General features: G+C 59.0%; 21 protein-coding genes. 17 read left to right on the top strand and 4 right to left on the bottom strand.

The annotated features are described in order from the left end of the window. Positions 1-46 precede the first annotated feature (46 nt). Positions 47-799: a bifunctional demethylmenaquinone methyltransferase/2-methoxy-6-polyprenyl-1,4-benzoquinol methylase UbiE gene (gene ubiE / locus RUE5091_RS12200; protein WP_058282197.1), complete on the top strand. Its 753-nt coding sequence runs from the start codon at positions 47-49 to the stop codon at positions 797-799. Then, positions 799-2,328, top strand: coding sequence for a 2-polyprenylphenol 6-hydroxylase (ubiB, locus tag RUE5091_RS12195; protein ID WP_058282196.1), 1,530 nt, complete (start codon positions 799-801; stop codon positions 2,326-2,328). The genes ubiE and ubiB overlap by 1 nt, the downstream gene beginning before the upstream one ends. 94 nt (positions 2,329-2,422) lie before the next feature. On the opposite strand, the gene RUE5091_RS12190 is transcribed toward ubiB, so the two are convergent. After that, positions 2,423-3,598 carry an acetyl-CoA C-acyltransferase family protein gene (locus RUE5091_RS12190; RefSeq protein WP_058282195.1) on the bottom strand — a complete coding sequence of 392 codons (1,176 nt, stop codon included), beginning with the start codon at positions 3,596-3,598 and terminating at the stop codon, positions 2,423-2,425. A gap of 117 nt (positions 3,599-3,715) precedes the next feature. On the opposite strand from RUE5091_RS12190, the gene RUE5091_RS12185 reads away from it, so the two are divergent. The 7 genes from RUE5091_RS12185 to RUE5091_RS12155 all read left to right on the top strand — a co-directional run bounded on the left by RUE5091_RS12185 (position 3,716) and on the right by RUE5091_RS12155 (position 8,893). Beyond that, the gene (locus RUE5091_RS12185) at positions 3,716-4,282 is read left to right on the top strand and encodes a helix-turn-helix domain-containing protein (RefSeq protein WP_058282194.1); all 567 of its coding nucleotides are present in this window, start codon (positions 3,716-3,718) and stop codon (positions 4,280-4,282) included. An 80-nt stretch (positions 4,283-4,362) separates the two neighbouring features. Continuing rightward, positions 4,363-4,995 carry a sulfotransferase family protein gene (locus tag RUE5091_RS12180; protein WP_058282193.1) on the top strand — a complete coding sequence of 211 codons (633 nt, stop codon included), beginning with the start codon at positions 4,363-4,365 and terminating at the stop codon, positions 4,993-4,995. Positions 4,996-5,129: 134 nt separating this feature from the next. Next, positions 5,130-6,314: a glycine C-acetyltransferase gene (locus tag RUE5091_RS12175; protein ID WP_058282192.1), complete on the top strand. Its 1,185-nt coding sequence runs from the start codon at positions 5,130-5,132 to the stop codon at positions 6,312-6,314. 14 nt (positions 6,315-6,328) lie between these two features. Beyond that, the gene (tdh, locus tag RUE5091_RS12170) at positions 6,329-7,357 is read left to right on the top strand and encodes an L-threonine 3-dehydrogenase (protein WP_058282321.1); all 1,029 of its coding nucleotides are present in this window, start codon (positions 6,329-6,331) and stop codon (positions 7,355-7,357) included. A gap of 147 nt (positions 7,358-7,504) precedes the next feature. Further along, a complete protein-coding gene (locus RUE5091_RS12165; protein ID WP_058282191.1) occupies positions 7,505-7,750 on the top strand; it encodes a hypothetical protein in 246 nt (81 codons plus the stop codon). A gap of 3 nt (positions 7,751-7,753) precedes the next feature. Then, a complete protein-coding gene (locus tag RUE5091_RS12160) occupies positions 7,754-8,581 on the top strand; it encodes an alpha/beta hydrolase (protein ID WP_058282190.1) in 828 nt (275 codons plus the stop codon). A gap of 126 nt (positions 8,582-8,707) precedes the next feature. Next, positions 8,708-8,893, top strand: a complete 186-nt coding sequence (locus RUE5091_RS12155) for a hypothetical protein (RefSeq protein WP_058282189.1) — start codon at positions 8,708-8,710, stop codon at positions 8,891-8,893. 255 nt (positions 8,894-9,148) lie between these two features. On the opposite strand, the gene RUE5091_RS12150 is transcribed toward RUE5091_RS12155, so the two are convergent. Next, positions 9,149-11,218 carry an oxidoreductase gene (locus RUE5091_RS12150; RefSeq protein WP_058282188.1) on the bottom strand — a complete coding sequence of 690 codons (2,070 nt, stop codon included), beginning with the start codon at positions 11,216-11,218 and terminating at the stop codon, positions 9,149-9,151. Positions 11,219-11,282: 64 nt separating this feature from the next. Beyond that, the gene (locus RUE5091_RS12145; protein WP_058282187.1) at positions 11,283-12,635 is read right to left on the bottom strand and encodes an aminotransferase class III-fold pyridoxal phosphate-dependent enzyme; all 1,353 of its coding nucleotides are present in this window, start codon (positions 12,633-12,635) and stop codon (positions 11,283-11,285) included. Between the two features lie 144 nt (positions 12,636-12,779). Here RUE5091_RS12145 and RUE5091_RS12140 point away from each other — a divergent pair, with 144 nt between their 5' ends. The 8 genes from RUE5091_RS12140 to RUE5091_RS23930 all read left to right on the top strand — a co-directional run bounded on the left by RUE5091_RS12140 (position 12,780) and on the right by RUE5091_RS23930 (position 20,297). Further along, positions 12,780-13,592, top strand: a complete 813-nt coding sequence (locus tag RUE5091_RS12140) for a helix-turn-helix domain-containing protein (RefSeq protein WP_058282320.1) — start codon at positions 12,780-12,782, stop codon at positions 13,590-13,592. 257 nt (positions 13,593-13,849) lie between these two features. Then, on the top strand, positions 13,850-15,130 hold the full coding sequence (locus RUE5091_RS12135; protein ID WP_058282186.1) for a flavin-containing monooxygenase: 1,281 nt from the start codon (positions 13,850-13,852) through the stop codon (positions 15,128-15,130). A 17-nt stretch (positions 15,131-15,147) separates the two neighbouring features. Further along, positions 15,148-15,564: a RidA family protein gene (locus RUE5091_RS12130; RefSeq protein WP_058282185.1), complete on the top strand. Its 417-nt coding sequence runs from the start codon at positions 15,148-15,150 to the stop codon at positions 15,562-15,564. Between the two features lie 84 nt (positions 15,565-15,648). After that, entirely contained in the window at positions 15,649-16,323 is a 675-nt protein-coding gene (locus RUE5091_RS12125; protein ID WP_058282184.1) for a DUF1028 domain-containing protein, read from the top strand. Between the two features lie 15 nt (positions 16,324-16,338). After that, the gene (locus RUE5091_RS12120; protein WP_058282183.1) at positions 16,339-17,835 is read left to right on the top strand and encodes an aldehyde dehydrogenase; all 1,497 of its coding nucleotides are present in this window, start codon (positions 16,339-16,341) and stop codon (positions 17,833-17,835) included. Between the two features lie 25 nt (positions 17,836-17,860). Beyond that, the gene (locus tag RUE5091_RS12115; RefSeq protein WP_058282182.1) at positions 17,861-18,799 is read left to right on the top strand and encodes a LysR substrate-binding domain-containing protein; all 939 of its coding nucleotides are present in this window, start codon (positions 17,861-17,863) and stop codon (positions 18,797-18,799) included. A gap of 114 nt (positions 18,800-18,913) precedes the next feature. Beyond that, entirely contained in the window at positions 18,914-20,062 is a 1,149-nt protein-coding gene (argE, locus tag RUE5091_RS12110; protein ID WP_058282181.1) for an acetylornithine deacetylase, read from the top strand. Positions 20,063-20,114: 52 nt separating this feature from the next. Next, positions 20,115-20,297: a CBU_0592 family membrane protein gene (locus RUE5091_RS23930; protein WP_058282180.1), complete on the top strand. Its 183-nt coding sequence runs from the start codon at positions 20,115-20,117 to the stop codon at positions 20,295-20,297. A gap of 36 nt (positions 20,298-20,333) precedes the next feature. On the opposite strand, the gene RUE5091_RS12100 is transcribed toward RUE5091_RS23930, so the two are convergent. Further along, positions 20,334-20,696, bottom strand: a complete 363-nt coding sequence (locus tag RUE5091_RS12100) for a cupin domain-containing protein (protein ID WP_058282179.1) — start codon at positions 20,694-20,696, stop codon at positions 20,334-20,336. Positions 20,697-20,766: the final 70 nt, after the last annotated feature.

Genomic DNA, 20,766 nt, shown 5'->3' with positions numbered 1-20,766 from the left:
CTTATCGCCCTATAACAGAGGCGAAATTCGACAAACGGCAAGGCTTATGTCCGACAACAGCGACAAGACCACTCATTTCGGGTTTGAAACCGTGCGCGAGGCCGACAAGGCCGGACGTGTGCAGGGCGTGTTCAACTCGGTTGCCTCAAAATATGACGTGATGAACGATGTCATGTCGATGGGCATCCATCGGGTCTGGAAAGACGCGATGATGGATTGGCTGGCCCCGCGCCCCGGTCAACACCTGCTGGATGTGGCCGGTGGAACGGGCGATATCTCGTTTCGCTTCCTCAAACGCGCAGGCTACGGCCACGCCACCGTTCTGGACCTGACCGAGCCGATGCTGGTCGAAGGCCGCCAGCGCGCCGAGGCCGATCAGATGTCCGACAGCCTGAACTGGGTAGTGGGCGATGCGATGGCCCTGCCGTTCGAGGACAATACCTTTGACGTTTACACCATCTCGTTCGGCATCCGGAACGTGACCCGCCCACAAGAGGCGCTGAACGAAGCCTTCCGGGTGCTGAAACCTGGTGGCCGTCTGATGGTGCTGGAATTCAGCCAGTTGCCCAATGACGGATTGCAGAAGCTTTATGACCTGTACAGCTTCAACGTCATCCCCCGTATGGGTAAGCTGATCGCCAATGATTACGACAGCTATCAATATCTGGTCGAATCGATCCGCAATTTCCCGGATCAAGAGACATTTTTGGGCATGGTCCGCGCCGCCGGATTCGAAAACGCCAAATACCGCAATCTCAGCATGGGTATCGCTGCGCTGCATTCTGGCTGGAAAATTTAATGCGCGGCCCCCACAACATCATTCGCCTGATCCGCACAGGTGCCACGTTCGAGCGCACAGGCGCCATGAACGTCGTGCTGGACGCTTTTGAAGCCCCCCGTGCACTGCGGTTTCTGGCGCATGCGTTAGGCAAACCGTTTCAGTGGCTGGGTTACAAGGGCGATCCCAATATGCCGCCCGCGACCCGGGCGCTAACGGCGCTTGGCCCGGCCTATATCAAATTCGGTCAAATCCTCTCGACCCGCCCTGACGTGGTGGGCGCCGAACTGGCCGCGCAGCTGAGGGTGCTGCAGGACAAGCTGCCGCCTTTTTCGCGCGCCGAGGCTATGGCCGAGGTGGAAAAGGAACTTGGCCAACCCATCGATGGGGTCTTCGAAGAATTCAGCGAACCGATCGCTGCGGCGTCGATCGCGCAAGTTCACAAGGCTCGGCTGATCAGCACCGGCGAATATGTCGCCGTCAAAGTACTGCGCCCGGGGATCGAACGCGCCTTTCAAAAGGATGTCGACGCGTTTTATTTCGCCGCGCGCATTGTCGATCTTTTTGCCCCCGGTGCGCGCCGCCTTCGCCCGATGGAGGTGATCGAACATTTCGACGGTGTCGTGCGCGGAGAGTTGGATCTGCGTTTGGAAAGCGCCGCGGCCTCGGAATACGCCGCCAATACCAAGGACGATGCCGGGTTTTGGTTACCGCCTGTTGTCTGGTCCCTGTCCGCGCGCCGCGTGATGACGCTCAGCTGGGCGGATGGTGTTCCGCTGGGCGACAATGATGCACTGGATGCAGTCGGTCATAACCGCAGCGATCTGGCCGAACGTGTGCTGCGCCTGTTCCTGTCACATGCCCTACGCGACGGCTATTTCCACGCTGATATGCATCAGGGCAACCTGAAGGTCGCCTCGAATGGTGACATCATCGCCTATGATTATGGCATCATGGGCCATATCGACGAATACACCCGCCGGGTTTATGCAGAGATCCTGTTCGGCTTCATCCGCCGCGACTATAAACGCGTAGCCGAGGTGCATTTCGAGGCTGGTTATGTCCCCGCCAACCAGGACGTCGACGAATTCGCCCGCGCCCTGCGCGCGGTGGGTGAGCCGATCTTCGGCATGGACGCCACGCATATTTCCATGGGCCGGTTGCTAAGCTACCTGTTCGAAGTGACCGAACGTTTTGGCATGGAAACCCGGACCGAGCTGATCCTGCTACAGCGCACGATGGTGGTAGTCGAAGGGGTCGCGCGGTCGCTGGATGACCATATCAACATCTGGGAAACCGCCCGCCCCGTGGTCGAGGATTACATAAAACAATCCATCGGCCCCCGCGCCGCGCTGCGGGATTTCAGCAAAACGGCCTGGGTCCTGGCCCGGTTCGGCCCACGTCTGCCGGGTCTGGTGGAAAACGCCCTGATCGCCCAGACGCAAAAGGATGAGCCACAAAAGTCACCCCTGTGGTCCACCGCCCTGCCCGCCGCCATCGGCGCCGCTGCCGGTGCCGCGCTTGTCCTCGTGCTCAACGCGCTCAGCTAATCCAGACCGCCTGCTTCATCTGGCTAAAAATACCTTCGAGGGAGGCGCACCCAAGGCGCGATGGGGGGCAGACACCCCCCTCCCCGATCTTTGATCAGAGACGCTCGATAGCAAGCGCAATCCCTTGGCCGCCACCGATGCACATGGTCACCAAAGCTTTGGACCCGCCGGTACGCTCAAGCTCATACAGCGCCTTCAGGGTGATGATTGCCCCGGTCGCCCCCACCGGATGACCCAAGGCAATCGCTCCGCCATTTGGGTTGACCTTCGACGCATCAAGGCCAAGCTCCTGATTCACGGCCAGAGCCTGCGCCGCGAAGGCCTCGTTGCTTTCGATCACATCGAAATCATCCACCGACAGGCCAGTTTTTTTCATCAAGTTCCGCACTGCCGGAACCGGCCCAATCCCCATAACCTCGGGGCGAACGCCCGCATGGGCATAGCCCAACACGCGCGCCTTGGGTTTCAACCCGGCTTTCTCGGCAGCATCCGCAGTTGCCAATACCATAGCCGCCGCCCCGTCATTGATGCCCGAGGCATTACCCGCAGTCACACGCCCGTCCTTCTGGAATACCGGACGCAGACCGGCCAAAGCCTCGGCGGTGGTGGCCTTTGGATGCTCATCGACCTTGAAATCAACCATGTCCCGCTTGACCTTGACCTGCACGGGCGCGATTTGGCTGTCGAAATGCCCCGCCTCAATCGCCGCGGCCGCGCGGGTCTGGCTGGACATCGCAAAGTCGTCCATCTGGACACGGCTAATCTGGTGCTCGTCAGCGACGTTCTCAGCCGTCACACCCATATGCCCGGTGCCAAACGGACAGTTCAACGCCCCCAACATCATATCCAACGAGGTTACATCCCCCATCTTCGCGCCCCACCGCGCCTGAGGTACGATATAGGGGCTGCGCGACATGCTCTCAGCCCCACCAGCCACAGCAAATTCGGCATCCCCCAACATCAAGGTTTGCATAGCCGAGACGATTGCCTGCGCGCCCGACCCGCACAGCCGGTTCACATTCATCGAAGGTGTACCATTCGGAATTCCGGCCTGCATGGCAGCAACGCGCGACAGGTACATATCCCGCGGCTCGGTATTGATCACATGACCAAACACCACATGCCCGATCTGGCCACCTTCAACCCCCGACCGTTCCAGCGCGGTTTCGGTGACAACCGTGGCCAGGTCGATCGGAGCGGTCGAAGCCAGCGCGCCGCCAAAGGTTCCGATAGCGGTGCGGGCACCGTCCAAAATTACGATATCAGTCATGGATCACTCCTCGTGCATTTGCCCGCAGTATGCATGCGCTGCGTCGCCCTGTCCTATGAGACGTCCCGTCACGGTTGGAATTGACAACCGCACAGACAAGGCGCATGAAATTCCGTCATGACGGAGAATACAGACGATATCCTGACACGCCTGCCCGCCCGCCTGAAAGAGGCGCGCCGGGCCAAGGGCCTGTCGCTTGAAGCCGTGGCCAACCTCAGCGGCGTGTCGCGTTCAATGGTCAGCCAGATCGAACGGGGGGAAAGCAGCCCAACCATCTCAACCCTGTGGAACTTGACCCGGGCCTTGCAGGTGGATTTCGCCGGCCTGCTCGAAGAAACCGGCACCGCAAACCAGATCGAAGTGCTCCGAAGCTCCGAAGTGCCGAGCATCGACAATATGGGTCAGAACTGCCGGATTCGCATCCTGTCCCCCCCCGAAGAGGCGGGCGGGCATGAGGTTTATGATATTCTGTTCGACAAGGGCGGCGCCTTGAACAGCCAACCCCACACGCGCGGCGCACAAGAACAGTTGTCGGTTTTGGAAGGGTCGGTTCGTGTCACATCGGGTTCGGCCGCAATGGACCTGAACCAGGGAGATACAGCGCGGTATGCGGCGGACGTTTTGCATTCGATCTCATCCCCCGATGGTGCTGCCCGGGTATTCCTGATTGTTAAAAACGCCTGACCCCAGTCGGGGCATCGTTTTGGAATAACCTGCCTGTTGTGCTAGTTTGCGGTATTTTCACGAACAGGAGTTACCCAAAATTGGCATTGGATGTTATTGGCGCCGGATTTGGCCGCACCGGGACAAATTCTCTGAAGCTTGCTTTGGAACAGCTGGGTTTCGGGCCCTGCCATCATATGTTCGAAGTGCGCGATAATCCGGATCAGTTACCCGCGTGGGATCGTGCTGCACGCGGTGAGCACGCCGATTGGGATACCATGTTTCACGGCTATCGCGCGCAGGTCGACTGGCCGGGTGCTGCATATTGGCGCCAGCTTTCTGATCATTATCCAGATGCCAAAATCATTTTGAGCGTACGCGACCCCGATGCCTGGTTCGACAGCGTATGGGCCACGATTGGCCCATTCATGACCACAATGCGCGGACAGCATGATTCTGATCATGCAAATGCGATTGCCGAGATGTGCAGCAAATTTATCGTTCAGGAAATCTTTGACGGTCGGTTGGACGACAAGGATCACGCCACCAGCGTGTTTCGAAATCATGTCGACCAGGTGCGCGCCACTGTCCCGAAGAATCGATTGCTGATCTACGAAACCGGAAGCGGATGGGAGCCACTGTGCACCTTTCTGGGTGTCGGAATTCCTGACGAACCCTATCCCCGCACAAATTCGACCAAAGAATTTCAGGATAGCGTGGCAAAACCAGAGTAATCGCCGCCTGGTAGCTAGATGAAATATGCTGCAGGTCCGTTATTGTGGATTTACTTTCTGCAATATTGAATTCCCCTATTTCGGAACCATATCCGTTATGTTAGATATGCGACTCGTATAAACCGGAGACCGCCATGGCCGATGCATTCCTGTCCCACATCACGGACACCCTTGCGCAGATCGAATCCGAGGGTCTGTATAAACGCGAACGAATGATCACCTCGCCTCAGGGCGGTGAGATTACTGTAGGCGACAAACAGGTGATCAACCTGTGCGCCAACAACTATCTGGGTCTGGCCGATCATCCCGCGCTGATCGACGCTGCCAAGGGCGCGATGCGTCCTAAGGGGTTCGGCATGGCCTCGGTCCGGTTTATCTGCGGTACGCAGGATATTCACCGTGAGTTGGAACAGAAACTGGCGCAATTCCTCAACAAGGACGACGCGATCCTGTTTGCCGCCTGTTTCGATGCCAATGGTGGGCTCTTTGAGCCCTTGTTGGGGCCTGAAGACGCCATCATATCGGACAGTCTGAACCACGCCTCGATTATCGACGGGGTGCGGCTGTGTAAGGCCAAGCGCTATCGTTACATGAACAACGACATGAACGATCTCGAAGCCTGGCTGAAACAGGCGCGTGCGGACGGGGCGCGGCACATCATGATTGCGACCGACGGCGTGTTCTCGATGGATGGCTATTTGGCCAACCTGCCGAAAATTCGCGAGCTGGCCGATAAATACGATGCAATCGTCATGGTCGATGACTGCCACGCCACCGGCTTTATGGGGCCGATCGGTGCGGGTACGCCGGATCACTTCGGTGTCGACGTCGATATTTTGACAGGAACTTTGGGCAAGGCACTTGGGGGGGCAATCGGCGGTTATATCGCCGGGCCGCAGCCAGTGATCGATCTGCTACGGCAGCGGGCGCGGCCCTATCTGTTCTCGAACTCGCTGCCACCCTCGATTGTCGCCGCCGGGCTTGAGGCGATCCGTCTCGTCGAAGAAGGCGAAATGCTGCGGGCCCAGCTGTTCGGTAATGCAAAATACTGGCGTGCGGGGCTGGAAAAGCTGGGCTTTGACCTGCTGCCTGGTGAGCACCCGATCATTCCGGTGATGCTGGGCGAGGCCACATTGGCGCAGGACTTTGCGTCGCGGTTGTTTGACGAAGGCGTCTATGTCTCGGGCTTCTTCTTCCCCGTCGTCCCGCGTGGACAGGCGCGGATCAGGACGCAAATGAATGCGGCTCTGACTAAGGACGAACTGGACCGTGCATTGGCCGCCTTTGGCAAGGTCGGCAAAGAATTGGGAGTGATCTGATGCGACCCAACACGATGAAAGCGCTTGAGAAGTCCAAGCCCGAGGAAGGTCTGTGGATGGTGCAGGCCCCGGTGCCTGAAATTGACGCGGACGAAGTTCTAATCCGCGTCAACAAGACCGGCATCTGCGGCACCGATATTCATATCTGGAACTGGGATGATTGGGCCGCCGCCACGGTGCCGATTCCGATGATCACCGGCCACGAGTTTGCAGGTGAGATCGTTGAGCTTGGGCGCAACGTGACCGGGCTCGAAATCGGTCAGCGCTGCTCGGGTGAGGGACATCTGATCACCACCGATAGCCGTCAGAGCCGGGCAGGAAAGTTCCACCTCGACCCCGGCACGCGTGGGATTGGCGTGAATGAACAGGGGGCTTTTGCCCAATATCTGAAACTGCCCGCCTTCAACGTGGTGCCCCTGCCCGAGGACGTGCCGGATGAAATCGGCGCCATCCTCGATCCCTTGGGCAACGCGGTTCACACCGCACTCAGCTTTGATCTGCTGGGCGAGGATGTTCTGATCACCGGTGCAGGCCCCATTGGCATAATGGCCGCCGCTGTCGCCCGCCATGCTGGCGCGCGGCACGTGGTGATCACCGATATCAACCCGGATCGTCTGAAACTGGCAGAACATGTGGTGCCGACCCTGCGCACCGTTGATGTCTCCAGAGAAGACCTGCAGGACGTCATCGCGGAACTGGGTATGAAAGAAGGTTTCGATGTGGGGCTGGAAATGTCCGGCTCACAAATCGCGCTGGATCAGATGGTCGAGGCGCTTGTGATGGGCGGCAAGATCGCTCTGCTAGGGATTCCGCCCGGTAAATCCCCGGTGGATTGGTCGCGCATCGTGTTCAAGGCTATCACCATCAAAGGCGTCTATGGGCGCGAGATGTTCGAGACATGGTACAAGATGATCGCCATGTTGCAGAACGGTCTGGATGTCAGCCGTGTCATCACGCATGAGATGAAGATCGACGATTTCGCCGATGGTTTTGCGGCGATGAAGTCGGGCCGGTCGGGCAAGGTGGTACTGGACTGGACCTGACGCTCAGGTACTGCGTGCATATCAGCCTTTAAACAGGGGAGGCTCACGTATTTTCAGGAGCACCTCGGCGACAAAGATATCGGTTTCCGGAGCGCGGTGACGAGGACTGTCCGGTCACCGAATTCGCGCAATTCCATCACAAGAGTTATGGCATTTCCTGCAACTCAGGACCCTGCTGAACCTGCAACAACCTTTCAGGACCGCTGCGCCCCGGCCGGGAAGCTGATGGACGTGCATTTCCCACTCCAACGCTGGCGTTTAAATCACGTCATATCGTTGGAGCGGGTAAGTCAGGCACAGGTCGCGGCCTTCCTGCGTAAAGCCTTGGGTTTGCGGTTCTTCCATAATCTCTACAATATGCGCACCGAACTGATCTATACCGAGCAGGAGTAAGCGATGCTGTACCGGGGGTTTTCGCAGGACGAGTTGGAGCAGGAATATTCACCCCGGTCGATGATCGGCGGCGACCTGACACCTTATCTAGACAGCTACGCCGCGCTCAGCGCGCAGCACCGGGCGCAGATGGAGGTCATCGGGAATGTCTCTTACGGTGACGGTACAGCTCAGGTTCTGGATTTCTTTCCCGCGAAGGGCGCAGGCGCACCGCTGCATGTCTTTATTCACGGCGGTTACTGGCAGGCGCTGAGCCAAAACGAGTCGGCAATGATGGCCCCTGCACTGGTTGAGGCCGAGCAGTCCTTTGCGACCCTGAACTACACACTTGCCCCTGAGGCGCGGATTGGTGACATGATCGAGGAATGCCGCGACGCCCTGCTGTGGATGGCCGCAAATGCACCTGATCTGGGTTTCGATCCGTCGCGGATCACCCTGTCCGGGCACAGCGCCGGGGCGCAATTGGCGGCTATGGTCATGGCAACCTCAGCCGATGAGTTGGCCCGCGCCGGGCTGCGCGTGCGTGATGTGATCCTGATCAGCGGGGTCTATGATTTGGAACCGATCAGCCTGACGACGGTGAACGATCCGCTACAACTGACGCCGGTCGAGATACATGATCTGTCCCCCATCCTGCACCTGCCCGCCCCCGGCCCGCGCTACCACGTGACCGTGGCCGAACGAGACACGCCAGAGTTCATTCGTCAGAGCCGCGATTACGCCGAATTACTGCGCAAAGCCGGGCATTCGGTCAGTTTCGATCTGAAAAAGGGGATGCAGCATTTCGATATCATCATGCATCCGGGGACGTTTCTGCCCGCATCTCAGTAGTCATACGTATTGGGAACCCGCCTGATTTGGAAATTCCTTCGCAAACCAACACCACCACTACAAACTGAACTTTTGTGACCGAACCTTGAACATCCGGTTTGAGCCCACAGCGGAAGTCTTCCAATCATGCTGCGTGCACTCGCAGCGCGAGAAACGCTGCAAGCGCTAAGCTGTGGACGCTACAAGGCAGCAGAAACAGCGGCCATTCATGAAGAACGCAGCGAACTTTCATCGGGCAATTCACAAGTCGCGGACGAAATTACTATTGGTACTTTGCGTGTGAACGGCCGCATTGTGCGAATTTGCAACTGAGGAGCAAAATACCTCGGGCGAAGATCCGAAATTCGCGGCTGTTGCTGACCAATGTCGGATCTAAAGATACCGCAGACAATCATTGCGCGACAAAGTCATTGAAACCAGACAGTAGATTACCACTGACGGAAGAGAGCAAACTTTTGAGCGCGCTGAAAATCGCGGCGTCAATCCAAACTTCGCGGACGTTAATTGTTATTCAAATATGCAACGCGGCAGAGCTCTGCCCTTGCCGCCTTGCGCTCTTCAATAATCTCAGTCCGCCGCGAGTTCTGTTATTTCGCGACGGAAAGGCAGCGCATCACCAATGTCTTCGCCGTCCAGCTCACGGGCATAGCGGTGGCCTGCATAGGTCGCCCATGCGATTGGGCCCGGAGCGTTGGCGTCACCGATCAGCTTGACAGATTTAATGCCTGCATCCGCCCATTCGGCCTCGCGCGCTTTCAGGTCATTGAAGACGGCGTTGTTTTCCAGACGTGAGGCGACCATGACCACCGCGTCCGCCTCGATCTTCCAGGTGCGGTCGGTGTAGACGCAGTTCGACACAACGTGATCAGGGTGGATTTCGGTGACGCCCTGGTTCAGCACGATCTCGACGCCTGCATCCACCAGCCGCGGATGGATGGCGATCTGTTCCAGCGTGTTGTTCGTCCAGTCGCTGACATAGGCCGACGGCGTGACCAGCGTCACTTGCGCGCCGTTCTTGGCCAGCAGTTCGGCCAGCACGCCCCCCATGTAATAGTGATCGTCGTCATAGACCACCACTCGGCCCGAGGGGATGGTGCCATCCATCAGATCGTCCGGCGTATAGACCTTGACGCCCTCAGCGATCGGCATCGGTACGACATGCTGGCGCGAGACACCATCGTTGCGCCATTTGGCCCCAGTGGCGATGCAGACGTTTTCAAAGCCGAACTCAAGGATGCTCTCGGCATCCAACTCGCTTTCACGATAAATTTCTACATTCGGACGCTGGCTGAGTTGATAGTCACGGTAATCAACTACGCGACCCCAGGCCGACAAGCCAGGCAGCAAGCGTTCGCGGGCCACGCGACCGCCGATCACGTCGCGGGCCTCGGCTACGGCGACGTCATAGCCCCGGCGGCACAGCGCCCATGCGGCCTCAAGCCCTGCGGGGCCTGATCCCACGATCAGCACGTTGTCGCTGTCGCCTTTGTCGTTCATCTTTTCGGGATGCCAGCCCTTGCGCCATTCCTCCATGAAAGTTGGATTTTGAGTGCAGCGGCTGATCGACATGGTCATATCGCCAGTGATGCAGATATTGCAGCCGATGCATTCGCGGATGTCCTCGATCCGACCTTCCTCGATCTTTTTTGGCAGGAAAGGGTCGGCAATCGACGGGCGCGCGCAGCCGATGAAATCCAACGTGCCGGACTTGACCATCTTGGCCATCACATCGGGCGAGGTGAACCGCCCGACGCCAACGATGGGCTTGTCGGTCAGCTCATGAATACCGCGCACCAGCTCTTCCTGCGCTGCCTCTTCCTTGAAGCGTGACGGGCCCGAGCAATCCTCCCACGTCCCTTGCGCCAGATCCCACAGGTCGGGCAGGTTTTTGTTCATCTCGATATAGTCGCGGACCTCGGCGTTGGAGAAGCCCAGCTCTCCGATGGTTTCATCCAGGCTGACCCGCAGGGTGATCGCCATCGTGTCGCCCACCGCGTCGCGCATGTCGGCGATGACCTCCTGACTGAACCGGGCGCGGTTTTCCAGTGACCCACCGTATTCGTCGCTGCGCTGGTTGGTGGCGCGGCTGAGGAAGTGCTGGAAGATGCCGAACCCGTGCGCGCCGTACAGACAGATCAGGTCAAAGCCCGCATCCTTTGACCGTTTCGCAGCATTTACGAACCAGCGCCGCAGGTCCTTGATGTCTTGCTTGTCCAGCGCTCGCGCCTGCACCGGGTCATTGGTGAAGGTGCGGATCGGCAGGGCCGAGGGGGCCAGCGGCACTTCTTTGGTATAAAGGTTCGGCCCGTTGATGCCGGAATAGGCCAGCTGAATGCCAGCCAGCGCGCCGTGGGTTTTCATCCGCTCGGACATCTTACGCAGTTGCGGGATGTCCTTGTCCTCCCACAGGCGCAGCTCGATGAAGGGAGTGATTTCCGAGGTGTGGTGCATCTCGCACTGTTCGGTAAAGATCACGCCCCAGCCGCCTTCGGCCTTGATCCCGCGCATCGCTGCAGCCGCCGAGGGGTCGCGGTATCCGCCGCCATTGCAATGGGGCACCTGGTAGAAGCGGTTCTTGGCGGTAACGGGACCGATCTGCATCGGTTCGAACAGAATGTCGTAACGTGGGTCGCGCATGGCTAACTCCTTCGGGCTGGCTGATATGTAAAGCGGGGGCTCTTGGCCCCTGATCGTGCTGTGTCTAAAGGCCTGCGGCGACCTCGGTGATGGCGTCGCGCAGGATGTCTTCGATGCGGTCGATCATGGGTTCGTCCATGATCAGGGTCGGGGACAGGATCAGCACATTGCCCAACGGCCGCGCGATCAGGCCGCGTTTCTGACAGGCGCGGGCCACTTTCAGCCCAACCTGTGCATCATCGGGATAGCTTTCCTTGGTATCGCGGTCTTTGACAAACTCGATCCCCATCATGAAATGGCCGCCTCGCACTTCGCCGACGATTTCGATGTCGATCAGGCCGCGCAGGTTGTTTTCAAACCGCTTGCCGGTTGTTCGGACACGCTGAGGGATGCCTTCACGCTCCATGATTGCAATGTTGGTCAGACCCGCCGCCGCAGCTGCCGGATGGCCTGAATAGGTCATGCCATGCAGGAACATACCGTCCGGCCGCGAGATCACCTCGTGAATATCGTCCGAGACAATAGTGGCCGATAGCGGTTGGTAGCCCGAGGTCAGACCCTTGGCCGTGGTGATGATATCGGGCACCATGCCGAACACATCCTCGGACGCGAAGAAGTGCCCAAGACGGCCAAAGGCGGTGACGACTTCATCGGCGATGTACTTGATATCGTTGGCTTTGCAGACCTCCCACGCGCGTTTGTGGTATCCTTTTGGCGCGGGGACTACACCGCCTGCGCCCTGAATGGGTTCGGCGATAAAGGCGCAGATATTTTCCGCGCCGATACGGTCGATGCTTGCAATCAGATCGTCGATCAGAGCTTCGAGGAACTCGGCCTCGGTCAATTCATCCCCTTCGCGCCAGAAATGGGGCGAGCGCAGGTGATGCACCAGATCATTGGCCGCGTGCCAGCCGTCGGAGTAGCCCGGCGTCGTCATCGCCATCGCCAGATGGGTCGAGCCGTGATAGGCCCCGTGCCGCGACAGCACCATCTTCTTTTCCGGCTTGCCCTTGCGGATATTATAGTGGTGCAGCATCCGAATGGCGCTGTCATTGGCAACCGAACCGGAATTTCCGAAATAGACCGAATTCAGATGCCCGGGCGCAAGCTGCGCGACCTTCTCGGCCAGCGCCGCAGCGGCGGGGTGGGTAAAGTTGTAGAAGGTCGAGTAATAATCCAGCGTCTTCAGCTGATCGGTGATCGCGTCGATCATCTCGGTATTTCCGTGACCGATATTGACGCACCACAGGCCCCCGATCCCGTCGATCATTTCGGTCCCGTCGCTGTCATAGACATAAGCCCCCTTGGCGCGGGAGATCACGGTGCGCGCGCCTTGCTGTTTCAGCGCGTTCAGGTCGGCGAAGGACTGAATCAGGTGATCGTCCTGCGCAAGAATTTCAAGCGTATCTCTAGCCATGATCGACCCCCTTGGTATCCGATGCTAATGCGTGGTGGTGGTAAGGCCCGTTGCGATCTGATCGTGAAATATACCACCCAATTTTACGAAAAAGATTACTTTGTTCAATTTAAGGGGTATATACCCCCAGAGGGGTACTCGCACATGTCGCCACTTCCAACCGCAGTTGCTTTGTCGGATGCCATTCTGGCCACCGGGTCCGAGCGTTTCAGCGATGCGCTGCGTCAATGGCTGAATGCGACATGTTCGTTCGACAATTTCGCAATCATCGCCTTTTTTCAGACCAGCAGCCCGCAGGTTCTGGCGACCCATGCCCGTGACAGCCGCGTGTTTGAACGTATCGACAGCCACTATGTCAAAGGGGCCTATCTGCTGGACCCGTTCTTTCGCCTGCACCAGAAAGGCGCGGCGGATGGGCTGTATCGTCTGGCCGATGTCGCCCCCGACCAGTTTCAGCGCAATGAATATTTCAAATCCTACTACGCTAACACGACCCTGACGGATGAGCTTGCTTTCTTTGTTGGCCTCGCGCCGGGGTCGTCGATCACGGTCTGTATCGGCAGGGATGCCACCACGGCGTCGCGCTTCTCGAACCGGGATCACAATGCGGCCAAACAGGTTGCCCCGGTGGTCAATGCGCTGGTCAGAAAGAACTGGTCCGGCCTCAGACCCCCGCACGGGGACAAACCGGGCGATATCGTCGATCATCTGCGCCACCGCTTGTCCGCCGAACAGGGCATCAGCCTCAGCCCCAGACAGGCCGAGGTGGCGCTGTTGATCCTACAGGGCCATTCGTCGATTTCCATTGGCCTGACGCTTGGCATCAGCCCGCAGACCGTCAAGGTTCTGCGCAAGCAGCTTTACCGGAAAAGCGGAATCTCATCCCAAGGCGAACTGTATTATCTTATAGCGCCTTTCCTTTCGGAACACGGGCAAGTGGCCCGGAAAACAACGTAGTACCGTGCAGATTAGCCAAAGCCTAATTAAGAGATAGCCAGACAATAATTTCGCGTCTTTCGAACTTGTGAAACCTTATTGGGGAAACGTGCGAAACTCGCTGGAGCGGCACAAAACGCGAGGCTTTGGTCAATCCAATCGTCCCGCTCGGACAGACATGGCGACCTGTCGCCTGCCTGTCCCGACACCAGCAGACAACGCACGATTGCAACGACCTTATGGGGTCAGTTCGAGATGCAGAAATAGGGAACCGACACATGTCCATCGAGAAAACGGATACGCTGGTTGTTGGCGCAGGACAGGCAGGCATCGCACTAAGCGAGCATCTGGGCAACAACAATGTCCCCCACATCATCCTGGAAAAGAATCGCACCGCCGAAGCGTGGCGCACCGGTCGCTGGGATGCGCTGGTTGCCAACGGACCGTGCTGGCATGACCGCTTTCCCAGCCTCCAGTTCAACGGGGATGACCCGGATGCGTTTGTGCCCAAAGACCGTGTCGCCGAATATTTGGTTGAATACGCCGAAATGGTCAAAGCGCCGATCCGCGAAGGTGTTGAGGTTCTAAAGGCGGAGCGTCTGCCGGGTGAAGGCGGGTTCAAGGTCGAAACTTCGGCCGGAGAGATTCACGCCAAGCGTATCGTGGCGGCCACAGGCGCGTTCCAGCATCCGGTGATCCCGCCGATCGTGCCGGAAACGGCTGATGTGAAACAGCTGCATTCCTTCTATTACAAGAACCCCGAACAACTGCCCGAAGGGGCCGTGATGGTTGTAGGCGCGGGCTCATCCGGGGCGCAGATCGCGGATGAACTGAACCGCGCGGGCCGCAAGGTATTTCTGTCGGTCGGCCCCCATGACCGCCCGCCGCGACGCTATCGTACCCGTGACAATGTCTGGTGGCTGGGCGTTCTGGGCCTGTGGGACATAGCCGCGCAAAAACCGGGCACCGAACACGTTACCATCTCGGTCAGCGGGGCCCATGGCGGCCACACGATGGATTTCCGCCGTCTGGGCAATGAGGGCGTGACACTGACTGGCCTGACCAAAGGTTTCGAGAACGGCGTGCTGAGTTTCGCCGACGACCTGCAGGCCAACGTGGCCGCAGGCGACGCCAATTACCTTGAGATGCTGGATATGGCCGACGCCTATATCGAACGCACCGGCATCGATCTGCCGGAAGACGCCGAGGCGCGTGAACCCTTTGCGGACCCCGACAGCCTGACCAACCCGCTGACCTCGGTTGATTTCGCCAAAGAAGGCATCACCACGATCATCTGGGCCACGGGCTTCCGTCAGGATTTCAGCTGGATCAAAGCCGACGCCTTTGACGCCAAAGGCGCACCGATCCATCAGCGTGGCGTGTCTGTCGAACCCGACATCTACTTCCTTGGCCTGCCCTGGCAATCGCGCCGCGGCTCGACCTTTATCTGGGGCGTCTGGCACGATGCAAAATACATCGCCGACCAGATCTCCATCCAGCGCGCCTATGCCGATTACGAAGGCGAGGCGGCCATTATCGCCCCCGCCGCCGCAGAATAAGAGGACAGGAATCCAAAATGGCGCACACACGCATTCGCAAATTCAACACCAAAGAAACTTACCCAGAGCAGAACCTGGACAACGATCTGTGTCAGGCCGTGGTCACGCAGGGCGGCAAGACCGTCTACCTGCGCGGCCAGTGCCCGCAGAATCTGGACGATGCGGTCAATATCGAAAGTCACGATCCGGTTGAGCAGACCCACAAGGTGATGCAGAACATCAAGCAGCTGATTGAAGAGGCCGGCGGCTCGATGGAGCATCTGGTCAAGGTTGTGGTCTACATCACCGATGTCCGCCACCGCGAGGCTGTCTATCGCACCATGGGCGAATATATCAAAGGGGTTCACCCCTGCTCGACCGGGTTGGTGGTTCAGGCTCTGGCGCGCCCGGACTGGCTTGTTGAAATCGACGGCACCGCTGTCATTCCCGACTGATCTTGCCGATCAATTGAGGAAACCGGGCTGCGCTTATATGCTCTCACCCCGCGCAGCCCGGTCTTTATCGTTCAGGAGGTCCAAATGACTTTTTCTCTGGTCGCCCGCTGCGCTGATACCGGTATGTTCGGTCTGGCGATTTCGTCGTCCTCGCCGGCTGTTGCAGCCCGCTGTTCCTTTGCGCGCGCGGGCGTCGGGGCCGTGGCCTCGCAAAACGTGACTGACCCCGGTCTTGGCCCGCTGACGCTGGATCTGATGGAACAGGGCAAAACTGCACCCGAAGCCGTCGAAGCGATGACCGCGCAGGCAAAATTCATCGAATACCGTCAGGTTCTTGCCGTGGACACCGCCGGGCGCACGGCAATCCATTCCGGCCCCAACAGCCTTGGCATCTGGACACAGGCCCAAGCCGAAGACGTCGCCTCCGGCGGCAATCTGCTGGCCAATAACGGCGTCCCGCAGGCCATCGTGGATGGGTTTCTGTCGGCCTCGGGCCATATCGGCGACCGGCTGATCGCCGCCATGCGCGCCGGTCTGGCCGCAGGGGGTGAGGCAGGCCCGGTGCATTCCGCAGGCATGAAGATCGTCGACAAGGTCAGCTGGCCCGTCGCCGATCTGCGCTGCGACTGGACCGAAGGATGCCCGATCGAGGCCATCGCAACTGCATGGGACGTCTACAAGCCGCAGCTTGACGCCTATATCCAGCGCGCGCTGGACCCGCGCGTGGCACCGTCCTACGGCGTGCCCGGCGACGAATAATTAGGGAGATACAGGATGTTGGACTATTCACACGACGACTGGAAAAGCCGCGCCGCCGGTCTGTCCTTTCGCGGACAGGCGTTTATTGACGGAAAATTCGTTGACGCCGCATCGGGCAAGACCTTCGACAGCATCAACCCCGCCACCGGATCGGTGCTGACCCCGGTCGCCGAATGCGACGCCGAGGATGTAAGCCGCGCCGTCACCGCCGCCCGCACCGCGTTCGAGGATGGCCGCTGGTCACGCATGGCACCGGGCGACCGCAAGGCGGTGATGCTGAAACTGGCCGACCTGATCCGCGACAATCTTGAAGAGATGGCGCTGCTGGACAGTCTGGACATGGGCAAGCTGATCACCGACGCCGTCACCGTCGACGCGCCGGGATCGGCACATTTCTTCCAGTGGTACGCCGAGGCCATCGACAAGGTCTATGATGAGGTCGCCCCGACTGGCCCCGGTGATCTGGCGCTGGTCAGCCGCGTGCCTCTGGGCGTTGTTGGCGCTGTGACGCCGTGGAACTTCCCGCTGGATATGGCCACGTGGAAAGCCGCTGCTGCGCTGGCGGCGGGCAACTCGGTGGCGCTGAAACCGGCCGAACAATCGCCCCTGTCGGCGCTGCGTCTGGCGGAACTGGCGGCCGAAGCCGGTATTCCCGATGGCGTGTTCAACGTGGTGCCCGGCTTTGGCGCGACCGCGGGTCAGGCGCTGGGGTTGCATATGGACGTGGATTGTCTGGCCTTCACAGGCTCGACCGCCACGGGCAAGTTGTTCATGCAATATTCGGGCCAGTCGAACCTGAAACAGGTCTGGCCGGAAACCGGCGGCAAAAGCCCCAACCTGGTCTTCGCCGATTGCGAGGATCTGGACGCCGCCGCCGACATGGCCGCGTTCGGCATCTTCTTCAATCAGGGCGAGGTATGCTCGGCCAATTCGCGGCTATATGTGGAACGCTCGATCAAGGATGCGTTTGTTGAAAAGCTGATTGCCCGCGCGCAGGCGATGCAGCCCGGCGATCCGCTGGACCCGGCGTCCAAAATGGGCGCCATCGTAGACGAAAAGCAGACGCAGGGCATCATGCGCTTTGTCGAAGATGGCAAAAAGACCGCCAATCTGGTGACCGGCGGTGACCGCGTCACTGTCGAGGGCAAGGGTTGCTTCATCCAGCCGACCATCTTTGATGACGTTGCCCATGACAATCCGCTGGCACGGGACGAAATCTTTGGCCCCGTTCTGTCAGTCATTCCGTTTGATACCGAGGATCAGGCTGTGACCATGGCCAATGACTCGGTCTATGGGCTGGCGGCGTCGGTCTGGACAGACAACCTGTCCCGCGCCTGCCGGGTGTCGGACAGGCTGATGGCCGGAACCGTTTCGGTGAACACGGTGGACGCCCTGTCGGCGATGACGCCGTTTGGCGGCATGAAACAGTCCGGCTTTGGACGCGATTTGTCATTGCACTCGTTTGAAAAATATACTGCCCTGAAAACCACGTGGATCAAGTACAAGGCTTGATCCGCGAAACTGCGGGGATGCGCCTTTGCCATTCAGATACACGTTGCGACAGCTTGAGTATTTTGTGGCCGTCGGAAAGGCGGGCAGCATCGCCGCCGCCAGCGACAAGCTGAACGTGTCGTCGCCGTCGATCTCAGCCGCGATCGCTCAGCTAGAAGTCGAGTTTGGCGTCACCCTGTTTGTGCGCGAACACGCGCGCGGGCTGTCGCTGACCAAGGCCGGACAAAAAGTCATGGAACGCACCGAATTTGTCCTGCGCGAGGCCGAGTTGCTGGCCACATTGGCCGGAGAGATCACCGGCAAGGTTCAGGGCATATTGTCGGTTGGGTGTCTGGTCACGTTCGCGCAGATCATCCTGCCCGGATTGCGGCGGGAGTTTGAGACCACCTATCCTGACGTCCGGATCGAACAACGCGAACTGAACCAGGCCGATATCTTCAGCCAGTTGCGCCGGGCCGAGCTAGACATCGCCCTGACCTATGATCTGGACATTCCCGCCGATCTGGAATTCCGGCCCCTGCACATACTGCCGCCCTATGTGGCTCTGGGCGAAGGGCACCCCTTGGCCGACCACGCCGAACTGACGATAGCGGACCTGCAGGACAGCCCCATGGTTCTGCTGGATCTGCCGTTCAGTGGTGAGTATTTCTTGTCCTTCTTCCGCGACGCCAACATCAAGCCCAACATCGCGGAACGCACGGCGGACATGTCGGTCATGCGGTCCCTGGTCGCCAACGGGTTCGGATTTTCGATCGCCAATATCCGCCCGTTGAACATGTTGTCGCCTGACGGCAAGAAACTGATCTTTGTCCCCCTCGCCGGAGAGCTACGCCCGATGCGGCTGGGTCTTTTGCGCGCACGTTCCGAGAATGAAACCAACACGTCAAAAGCCTTCGTCGAACACTGCGCCAGGGCCGTTCAGTCCGGGTCATTGCCGGGGCTGTGCGCGCGCGAACAAGACTGACCTGCGTGTCTTAGAGAACGCCTAACCGCTGCTTAGTCATTCCCGGATTTATGTTTTTGACCGGTGGTATAGGGTTGGAATGAACGCCTCCACAGCGAAAGCAAGCTCAATCCGATGACCTCGACACTGGATATTCTCGACCGGCTAGTTGGCTTTGATACGGTCAGCAAGAACTCGAATCTTGATCTGGCCGCTTATGTCGAAGAATTCCTTGAGGCGCGCGGGTTTGCCGTGCATCGCATCACCGATCCGGGCGGCGACAAGACCGGGCTTTATGCGCAGAAAGGCCCCGAAGGCGATGGCGTGTTATTGTCGGCCCATACCGATGTCGTGCCGGTCGAAGGCCAAAGCTGGACCAAAGACCCGTTTCGACTGACCCGCGAGGGCAACCGCGTCTATGGGCGCGGCACCACGGATATGAAGGGGTATGTGGCCTCGGTCATGGCGCTGGCGGATCGCACCGTCGGGGCGGACCTGCGCGAGCCCCTTAAGATCGCGTTGTCTTATGATGAAGAGGTCGGCTGTGTCGGTATTCAGCACATGCTGGACCGTCTGGCCCCGATGCTGGGCCAACCCCGCGCCTGCTTTGTGGGTGAGCCGACCGAAATGCAGGTGGCCATCGGGCACAAAGGCAAAGCCGCGCTGCGCGCCGTTTGCCACGGCCAAAGCGGGCATTCGGCATTGGCCCCGAAATTCGTCAATGCGCTGCATCTGGCCACCGATTTCGTGGCCGAGTTGCGCGCGCTGCAGGAAGCCTATGCCACCAACGGCAACAGTGATCCGGCCTATTCGGTGCCCTATACGACATTCCACGTGGGCATGATCTCGGGCGGCAAAGCGCTGAATATCGTGCCCGACCGTGCCGAGTTGACCTTTGAGTACCGCCATCTTGCCTCGGATCATGGGAAAGACATCCTGTCGCAGATCAAAGACGCGGCGGTCAGGGTCGGTGCCCGGTATCAGGCCCTGTGCCCCGAGGCGCGCATCGAAGTCGAGCAGTATAACGCCTATCCCGGTCTGGATGTTGCCGAGACGGATGGCGTCATCGCCTATGCTCAGAAACTTGCGCACAGTAACGCAACCACCAAGGTTGCCTTTGGCACCGAAGCCGGGTTTTTCAGCGAGTTGGGCATTCCAACCATCGTCTGCGGCCCCGGTTCCATGGAGCGTCAGGGGCACAAGCCGGATGAATATCTGGAGGTCGACCAGCTGAGCGCATGCGACGCGATGATGGATCGCATCCTCGAAGACATCAGCTGCTAAGACAAGGTTTGGTGCTGCTTAATGACGTCACCCTTACAGATGGCATTGGCCTTTGGGGCTGATCGTCATGGTCGGGGTCTACTATCTGGCGACCTGCAATATCCTTCCTGCCGACAAGATCGTGTTTAATGCATCGAACATAGCGGGGGGATCCCTGGTTATGCTGCCCCTGGTCTACAGACATAATCCGGAGGCCATCGTGATGGAAATCACGTTCCTTGGCTTCGCTTTGTAATCCGCGCGGCGCAAAGTAATTCGCACCGCGCCCCTGTTAAGCTGCAATCATATAAAACTTTCGCAGGGTCTGGGTAATTTCCCAAGTGCACGGTGTGCCTTTGGGAATGAAAAACGTATCCCCGGCACCAAACGTTTGTGCCGATCCGTCCGAAGCGGTCAGGGTAACTGACCCCGCGATGACGGTCATCATCTCGTCAACGGGATAGGCCTCGATGATCTCACGACAAGGTGCACATTCCCAGACCCCGGTCGAGATTTTCCCGTCCTGGCTTTCGAAAAAGCTGCTGATAGTCTCGGTCTTGTCTTCAGTGGTGAAATCGCTTTCCGCCACCAGGGATGATGGAACAAAGCCGGTTTCAGGGTTCCCGTCGGGCAGGAGGCGGATGGGCGTGCTCATTTTGCGATCTCCTTATCGGCGTGCGTTTGGTTAACAAGCCCCCGAACCAGCCAGAGCCGGATCGGAGGCC

This window comes from Ruegeria denitrificans, from assembly GCF_001458295.1.
GTDB lineage: Bacteria > Pseudomonadota > Alphaproteobacteria > Rhodobacterales > Rhodobacteraceae > Ruegeria > Ruegeria denitrificans.
The sequence above is the reverse complement of the archived record's forward strand: the minus strand, read 5'-3'. Positions and strand labels throughout refer to the sequence as shown.